General features: G+C 56.2%; 5 protein-coding genes and 1 pseudogene. 3 read left to right on the forward strand and 3 right to left on the reverse strand.

Annotated elements, in window-relative coordinates; all coding sequences use genetic code 11:
- Positions 1–549: 549 nt before the first annotated feature.
- The 3 genes from ISS20_RS22680 to ISS20_RS22690 are packed head-to-tail and all read right to left on the reverse strand — an operon-like array spanning position 550 to position 3509.
- Positions 550–1518: a hypothetical protein gene (locus ISS20_RS22680; RefSeq protein ID WP_291439786.1), complete on the reverse strand. Its 969-nt coding sequence runs from the start codon at positions 1516–1518 to the stop codon at positions 550–552.
- A complete protein-coding gene (locus ISS20_RS22685) occupies positions 1508–2206 on the reverse strand; it encodes a hypothetical protein (protein WP_291439787.1) in 699 nt (232 codons plus the stop codon). The genes ISS20_RS22680 and ISS20_RS22685 overlap by 11 nt, the downstream gene beginning before the upstream one ends.
- A gap of 7 nt (positions 2207–2213) precedes the next feature.
- A complete protein-coding gene (locus ISS20_RS22690) occupies positions 2214–3509 on the reverse strand; it encodes a GspE/PulE family protein (RefSeq protein WP_121944240.1) in 1296 nt (431 codons plus the stop codon).
- A gap of 232 nt (positions 3510–3741) precedes the next feature.
- On the opposite strand from ISS20_RS22690, the gene ISS20_RS22695 reads away from it, so the two are divergent.
- The 3 genes and pseudogenes from ISS20_RS22695 to ISS20_RS22705 all read left to right on the forward strand — a co-directional run.
- Positions 3742–4128 carry a hypothetical protein gene (locus ISS20_RS22695; protein ID WP_291439790.1) on the forward strand — a complete coding sequence of 129 codons (387 nt, stop codon included), beginning with the start codon at positions 3742–3744 and terminating at the stop codon, positions 4126–4128.
- A 2-nt stretch (positions 4129–4130) separates the two neighbouring features.
- Positions 4131–5000, forward strand: a complete 870-nt coding sequence (locus tag ISS20_RS22700; RefSeq protein WP_291439792.1) for a hypothetical protein — start codon at positions 4131–4133, stop codon at positions 4998–5000.
- Positions 5001–5022: 22 nt separating this feature from the next.
- A pseudogene (locus tag ISS20_RS22705) lies at positions 5023–6505 on the forward strand (hypothetical protein); the annotation flags it as partial.

Raw genomic sequence — 6505 nt, forward strand, 5'->3', positions numbered from 1 at the left:
CGATACTCAAGTTTCCTCCGACCCTCCCGCCTCTATTTGAGGCTTAGCCGCCCGAGAGGGCGGTTTTTTTTGCCACAAGATCCTTAATTCATCATTAAGGAGGGCATGCCGCATCATATTTATCAACTAAGTAATACAACTGATTACAAATTGGTTTGTATGCACGACAATTCATAGCATGATCGAATCAGGAAACCATCTTGATCTCTCGTTCCGAATCCCTCCAAGCCTGTCCTTTGCGGATCTGCAGCTACGGTGGGGATCGGATGGGCAGATTCTTTTCGAATGGTCCGCCATTGAATTGCTATGCGAGGCCTCAGGCATTGACGTAGGCATTTTTAAGCTGACAGACCCTTCCAACGTAGCGCGCCTGATAAACCATTGGTATGAGATACACAGAAGCAATGGGGGTGCCATTGATCTAGTGAAAGAAGAGGCCATGAGCTACGGTGCTCAGGTTTCATGGGTGGCAGAAACCCCTCCATCACCCTGTCCTCTCACTCAAAAAAAAAGCGCCATTTGATGGCGCTTTTTCTTGTCCAGACAAACTTACTTGCTCGTCAGCAGTTTTTTCCACTCCGGTGCTGAAAGTGGCATCGGGACGTTACTGGTTTTCCCACCGGAACCGATGTAGATCAGGGGCAGGGTGTCCAGCTTGGCCAAGAGAGCTTGGGTCGAGTTTGTGTCCAGCTTGAAGATGCCAGTCCCCAGCATCTGCTTTGTGCCGGCGTCGTTCCCCAGTTTGCGGGGTTGGAGCCAGGCAGTCTTCTCACCAGCCCGAGCGAACTCCACCAGGCGCGCAATCCCATCACCACTCGCGGCGTGAGAGCCATAGGCAATCGCCATTGCAGCGCCAGACAACTCGTTCTTGGCATTGGTCACCATGATGAATTTGACCGTGCGCGGGTTGTCACCAGACGCCATGAGCGACCTGTGCATCTGCACCACATTCAGGAAGCTATCCCTCCCAGCTTGCGGACCCAGATCGACCACAAATGTGAGGGGTGGGGCGTTCGTCTTCCCACCTGGCATGTCGATGCTGTGCATCTCCTCGGGGCGCAGCGCCTTCGCAGGGCTTTCAGCGAGCTGGCCACGCAGATAGCGTTCCAGATCCATGCTCACATCTCGGCCGCGCTTCATGTCTATGGCCATGCCAACGAACAGGTATTCCTGAGCGGCGTCCGAGTAGAAGAAGTAGAGCTGCTGCTTCCCGTCAGGGTGATCGTCACTGAACTCCGTTCCCTCCACCACAAAGGCATCGAGGCCTGCGAACACCTTGCTGACCTTGTGGACGACTTTAGGGTTTTCGATGCGGGCTTTGGCATCGGAGCCCAGCATGTCGTTGAGTTTGCGTGAATCCTTGAGCCATTGAGGGATCTCTTCGGCCGCAGGTGCCTGCAGTTTTGGAGGCTTGCCGTTGGAGCCCTTGAAATAGTCCGACAAGGGGGTGGTCTGGGCCACCGCCACGGACAGCGAGAGGCTTGCGACCAACAGGGATGCCAGCTTGTTAAAGCGCATGGGTGTCTCCTTGGACAACGCGGCTGACAATGCCGTTCAGAAGTAGCAGCATGTGCTGGGGATTGCCCTGTGAATGGTCGGGATTGACCACATAGCGACCGCCGATGGCCACGGAGGGGGTGGCGGTCAACTGGTAGGTTTTGATCGCGCTGACGTGCGCTGAAAGTCTCTTCTCGATGCCCTTGCCCTTGGTACGCAGGAACTGCTGCATCTCGCGCTGGTTGACCCCAGCTTGCACCAGGGCGTCCAGTACATCGTCCATGGTCATTTTCGAACTGGGAAGAATGCTGGACATGGGATCGCCCTGGATGGCCGTGTACATGGCGTAGTCAAAGGCGGGCAGGGACTTGGGAGCGAGGGCTTGGCCGATCAGGCGTCCAACCACGGCCATCGCAACCTTCGGGTTTTCGCCGTCAGGGATGACGGGGTAAGCATCAAAAGTCACGCCAGATGGCAACGATGCACCCCAGCTTACGAGGCCGTTGTGATACCGCAAGCAGAAAGGGCAGTCGTAGGCAAAGAGTAGGCGAACGCGCTTGCGATCATCCGCAATGGGCTGTGCAAGCACGTCATAGGGCTTCGCGTCAGGCGCTGGGACCTGTGGTTGTGGCGCCTGGCTGCGCAATTGGGCGAGGGCGGGAGCTGCAGCTGTTGCCGCCAGCAAAGACAGGATGTTTCTTCGTTGCATGGGTTTCCTATTCGGTAGCGTCTTCCGACACGACCATGGCTGAGCCGGTGACGGCCATGGCCTCTCCGACGCTGGTGATCCCTTTCGCGACGAGCCGGTAGGCATCGTGCGACAGGGTGCGGTACTGGGGCTGCAGGGCTGCTGCTGCCTTGAGTGCTTTGAGATCGCCGTGCTCGACGGCAATGCGGACTTCTGGGGTCGCCAGGATGATTTCGAACACAGGGGTACGACTGAGCCATCCGTCATGGCAATGGCTGCACCCCGATGGGTTGTTGGTGTAGATCAGGCCAATGGCGTCGATTTCCTGCTCCGAAACACCGGCTTCAATGATTTGGGAGCGGATATACCCGTCGAGAGGCTGCTGCTGGCGGCAATGGGGGCAAAGAGTCCTCACAAGCCGTTGGGCGAGAAAGCCTCCGAGAGCCGCTGAGAGAGCGTTTGGGTCCACCTCCAAGTCCAGCATCCGGTTCAGGGTCACTGTCGCGGAGTTGGCGTGCAAGGTGGAAAGGACAATGTGTCCAGTCAAGGCCGCTTGGGTGGCCAGGCCTGCCGTTTCTTCATCGCGAATTTCGCCCACCAGAATCACATCCGGGTCTTGGCGAAGCATGGCGCGCAAGGCCCGTGCAAATGTCAGCTTCAGGTTTGTTGCGGCCTGGACGATCCCCTGGATGCGAAATTCAATCGGGTCCTCAATCGTCATAGTCTTGACGGCTGGGGAATTGATCTGTTTGAGGATGCCGTAGAGCGTCGTTGTCTTGCCGGAGCCCGTGGGCCCAGTGACTAAAAAGAGTCCTTGCGGCTGCGAAATCACATGCCGGATGGCTGAACGGATGTCCTCTGGCATTTGCAGCTCATCCAGAGTGACCAGATGGGCCGATTGATCAAGCAAACGGCAAACAACTGACTCGCCAGAGCCCAGCGGGAGCACGCTTACACGCACGTCCACCACCCGGCCGTCAACAGCGAAGGCAAATTTGCCGTCCAGCGGGGCCATCCGCTCCACGAGCGACATCTTGGACTTCATTCGGATTTTCGCGTTGAAGTCCGCTGACAGTTGCCTGCTCACCACATCAACGATCTCCAGGACACCTCGATTGCGAAAGCGGATGAAGCAGTTGTCTCCGCTGTCCTCGAAATGCACATCGCTCACACCCTCTCGTGCTGCGCGAGGGAAGAGTTCGTTGAGGTATTCCACCGCCTTCTTGTCGTTCCCGCCCGTCGAGATGAAGTGCAACGGTTCGTTGGAGTGATGTGGGTTCCCTCCCGCTGGTGATTTTTTGAGGACAGCATCAGCGAATGACATGTGTGAATTGCTCCATCGAGAAAGTGTAATTGTCTGTTGCAATGCGGCATCAAGTCAAGAAATTGAACTCTTTACATGCAGAGTGTGAACTGAAATTGGTGCATTAGATAATTGTATAAATGCAATTGTCAATTGCAACTAAAGCAATTACAATGCAACTACCCGCAATGAAACGGGGTCCAGCGAAAGTGCAAACATGACGAGAGCCCATACCGAGAGCCAGGCTTGCCAAGTGAGCGAACAGAGCGTCCTGAGAAAAATCTTTGGCGCCAAGAAGGTCTCTCGCATGGAGCGCGCCGCGCGTGCAAACCGAGTGCGAGAACTGTTGCTGTCGCTCAAGACGGCCGCGCTATCCATGGAACCATCCGAGCGTTTGGCCTTTGCGGAGTTGGTACAGCTGGCCAGGGACGAGCATCTGGCAGCGACAGAAGACGAGGGTGACGCTACGGAGGTTGAGTCGGTTTCGTTGCTGGTTCAAAAGATGGTGAGTGAACTAGACGCCTTGCGCGATGCGAACGCGAAAATGCATGCCATCGCCAAGCGACTGCAGGCAAAGGAATCAAGCTCACTGTGGACGCGACTTTTAGGCAAGATCGGCGTTCATAAAACCAAGGAATAAAAGTGTCAGTTCTCGCAGTCAGCACAGATCCAGTAGAGGGCGGTGACTTCATCACACGCTGGAAGTGGAAGACCAACCCGAACTCTCGCCCCATACAGGGGAGCCTACGGGTGAGCGTGAATGAGGTTCATGCCTCTGACCGCGCGGCATTGGCTGAAATCCATGCCCTTCACTACTTGCTTGAAGTTCGCGAAATCCACGGCGAAAACAGGCTCGGCACGGACATGCGGGTATGCCTCTCATCCAGCGCTGTTCGCAAGGCGCTTTTGAAGGGATCGCTGAAGGTTCACGGAACTGGCAAGGCTGAGAGCGCCGCAGTGGGAGCTGCAGCAACCTTCTTGGCAACCAAATATTTCGAAGCGACCTACGAGGTGCAACGTTGGAAAGATGAAGAACCTAAGGCTGTAGAGCCTGAGATGCATCTTTCTCTGGGGCCAAGGTTTCCGCGAGTGGAGCTGCAGTGCGGCTTGCTCAATCGCCCCGTCCAGATCACCAGGCACGCAATGCACCGCTGGGTTGGAAGAATCAGCGAAGGCCTCGACCGGTACTCGGAAAACGACCTGTCCAAGATACCGGATGCTCGATGGACCAAGGCCTGGCGCACTTTAGCTGGGGTGCTCAATCACAAAGGACTGCTTCGCGCAGATCTGCTGCCAGAGGTTGCAAGGAAGTATCAGCAGCGATACGGCATGTCCTGCGTCTATCTGCATTTCTCTGACGCGATGGCCGTATTTGTTCTGGCCGATGGTCCTCAGGGATTAGACCTTGTGACTGTCACCAAAACCAACCCACACACGCCCATTCTTTCGCAGCAACGGTTCATGGTGGGGCAGCAAATCAAAACGAGTCGCGGCACCATCGACACGCCTTGAGCGTGTAGTGAGGGGGAACACAGTGAATAGCAACGTACTGGAATTTTGGCAAGCCATTGAGGCGCTGACCCCGCAAGACGCATTGCGCGTCAATCCGAGTGACGTTGCTTGCCCCGTGTATGGCATCAAGCAATCCATAGACCACTCATTCCCGTGGAGAGACCCAGAGCACCTTGCAAAGCCTATAGAGGCCAACATGGTCTGGGTCTACGACGCGCAATGTGGACTGTACGAGACCCATGAACTTTCGGCCCTTGTTGTCGAGGCGCTATCGCGCGATGTGGATGAGGAAGAAGGCGACAAGCGAGATGGAGTTGCACGACTCTTTGACCTCCGCTTTGATCACACCGGTATGCCGGTTGTGCAGTCGTTCTCCTTGTCTCTCTCGGCATGGGCGTCTGGCTTCATGTTGCGTGATGGGGCAACGTTGGACGAGTTGCTAGAAGGCGGTGAATGCGGTCACGATGATCTGCCAGAGCCGTCAAGTGATGTCCAGAATCCACAAAGCGGTTTCACAGGTTTCAATGTGATCTCCATGGGCCTCTCGCAGTGGCTTGCTCATGAGGTTGAACGGTTCCATGAACACCAGGAGCTACCTTCCTGCCAGTGGCTGCATGCGCTCGTGATTAAGGTCGCTTCGCACCTGAATATCCCGCACCACGTAGTTCATCCAAACACGACTGCCCGTGTACGTGCCACGCGCGCCCGCAAAGACCAGGCCCAGGACAGAAACGAATCTTCTGAGGGACTTTCAAGCTTCTATGCAGCGGATCTGCGGAAGATCACCGCAGCAGTGGAGCGTGGGGATTTCGGAAAGGGGCTGCGACAGTTTCTTGACGGTGGAGCGGTGGCAAAAATCCGCGCCCGCGTGGATGTTCGTGAGGAGGGGAACAACCATCTTCTTGCCGAAGCTCTGTCGCCCAAAAAGATGCCGAAAGGCCGGTGGCCCGCCGACCACGCACTGGCATTTAGCCAGCAGTTCGCGGTGAACAGCATTTTCTCGTCTCTAAGGAATGATGCTGGTCTCTTCTCTGTGAACGGCCCTCCAGGCACGGGCAAAACGACACTTCTGCGCGACATCGTTGCTGAGGTTGTCACCGAGCGTGCAAGCGTCCTGATGAAGCTTGGTGACGAGGCGTTTGGATCAAAGAGCATTGTCAAGATCGGTGAGATCGCGGCGCCCTTTTATCCACTGCACGAGAGTCTGCGGGGATTCTCGATTGTGGTGGCCACCAACGGAAACGGTGCTGCAGAAAATGTGACCTTGGAAATGCCTGGGAGAGACGCAGTGCCAGCTAGAGTTGCGGATCGTGGAAGTTACTTCCCCGAGCTTGCTGAGATCGTTGCCGGTAAATCGGCATGGGGACTTCTTGCCGCCCCCCTTGGCAACAGACGCAATCGCACTGACTTTGTGTCGCGTTTCTGGTGGGGTCAGCGAAGCAAGAGGCAAGAGGGTGCAGCAGCACAACCCATGCGCGAACACCTTCGCGGCCTTGTGAGTGGTG

The organism is Acidovorax sp., from assembly GCF_016783915.1.
Lineage (GTDB): Bacteria > Pseudomonadota > Gammaproteobacteria > Burkholderiales > Burkholderiaceae_C > Acidovorax.